This is a genomic window from Psychrobacter sp. 1Y4, from assembly GCF_051847555.1.
The window spans coordinates 1-1,623 of sequence record NZ_JBPYDE010000048.1 but is presented as its reverse complement, the minus strand read 5'-3'; the positions used below and the strand labels follow the sequence as shown (position 1 = coordinate 1,623).

Here is a 1,623-nt window from a genome sequence, read left to right as displayed (position 1 = left end):
CATAATCGTTTTGTGCCAGTCAAAGGAATGACGGTAATAGCAATGGAGTCGCCATGAATCAACAGTTTGAGCTGTTCGACATTGACAACCCTTGTATCGGTGTCTGTCAAAGTAACAAGAAAGGCTATTGCTTTGGTTGCCTGCGCAGTCGAGCCGAGCGCCAACGATGGCATCATATGACAACAGAGCAGCAACGCGAGGTACTGAGGCTTATCGCAGGACGTAAGCTGCGTATCGAGCTCATGCGGCTACGTAAAAACGAGCAGTTAGGATTTGATTTTGAAGAAAACTTTGAGATGGGTGAGTTGTTTTGAGAAAGATGAATTAAATAATAATCCCTATTATTTTTGACCTGAATTAATAATTTTTATATCACATTTGCGCCCTTTAATGCCCAAACAATTACGCCCTCTTTTTCTAGTTGAGGTTGACGACCTAATTCAAAATTAGGGCATATAAAAAACACAAACTTCAATTTGGCATCAGTTGCTAGTACTTTATTTATATCTTTCTTAAGTTTTTGATTGCTTGTTGGAGCCACTGCAGCAAAAACCTCAGCAGCTAAGCCACCACATTCAGATTCAATATCAGAGCCTGGAGCAGTTCCTAGATTAAGCTGAAATGGAGCTAGTTCTGGATATTCAGTAAATAGAACTTCCAATGCGTAAAACGATGCTAGATAAGTGAAAGACTGATTGATCTGTTCAATGATATTGAGCGGACGATTAGAGTCTAAAGGATCAAAACCTATATCGCTAAACTTCATTTTTGAAAAAAGCGTTTGTGAAGAGACTGAACTGACGTTGGAGTTAATCTGCAATAAGGTCTTATCCATTGACTCGTATAGCTTTTGCTCAAGTTGTTCGAGTGCATTGATATCATTTACTTTAAAAGACTTAAGCATTTATTATAGCCATCTCAATACATCCAGATAAGTTGAGTTAAGTTATTTCTTAGTCATCGTATAGTATTAAATTATTTTTAGATAAGTCAGAAACTACCTCAGAATATTCAAATGTAAACCAAGAACTATGCGACTCAAATGTGACTTTGACAGGCGCTTTAGCGTTACCATGAATAAAATCTCCCATCTCATGTTCAAAAATAATTCCGAAATTTTCCTCAAAACAATTACCCCAACAGTTTTGATCTTCCATATCAAATAGATATACATTTGGATGATGGTTTAATGTATCTAAATTCCAATTCTCCAAGGTGGGATGACACTTTTTAACCCAGTTTAAAAAATTTTCTGTTCTATATACTGTAATAGCACTTCTATTTAGATATTTCACTTAAAACTGTCCTTGCAAGTTGATGATGAAGTTGTATGATATCTAATTGAAATTCTGAATAAGTATTATAGAAATTCTATCACTGCACTAATCTTTCAAGATTATTACAATGAACCCAGATACTAGGCTTTACAAAATCACCAATTTTTCTTTGATCTCTACTCTCATATATTATAGACATGTTATAAGAAATCTAAGCAATACCTTCAACTTCTACTTCGATTTCTAAGACTTTTCCCAGTTATTTATAGCTTCTGCTACTCGCATATCTTTCAAATACGGTGAAATTGTATTGTAAGAATCTAGCATCAGCGATCATAGTAATTGA

General features: G+C 35.1%; 3 protein-coding genes. 1 reads left to right on the top strand and 2 read right to left on the bottom strand.

Translation table 11 applies throughout. The annotated features are described in order from the left end of the window. The first annotated feature begins 53 nt into the window (after window positions 1-53). The gene (locus ACS8FC_RS14035; RefSeq protein WP_439297211.1) at window positions 54-314 is read left to right on the top strand and encodes a DUF1289 domain-containing protein; all 261 of its coding nucleotides are present in this window, start codon (window positions 54-56) and stop codon (window positions 312-314) included. A gap of 53 nt (window positions 315-367) precedes the next feature. Here the strand turns inward: ACS8FC_RS14035 and ACS8FC_RS14030 are convergent, their stop codons facing one another. Both ACS8FC_RS14030 and ACS8FC_RS14025 read right to left on the bottom strand, forming a co-directional pair. Continuing rightward, window positions 368-904, bottom strand: coding sequence for a hypothetical protein (locus ACS8FC_RS14030; protein ID WP_439297210.1), 537 nt, complete (start codon window positions 902-904; stop codon window positions 368-370). 49 nt (window positions 905-953) lie between these two features. Next, window positions 954-1,295, bottom strand: a complete 342-nt coding sequence (locus ACS8FC_RS14025) for a hypothetical protein (RefSeq protein WP_439297209.1) — start codon at window positions 1,293-1,295, stop codon at window positions 954-956. Window positions 1,296-1,623: the final 328 nt, after the last annotated feature.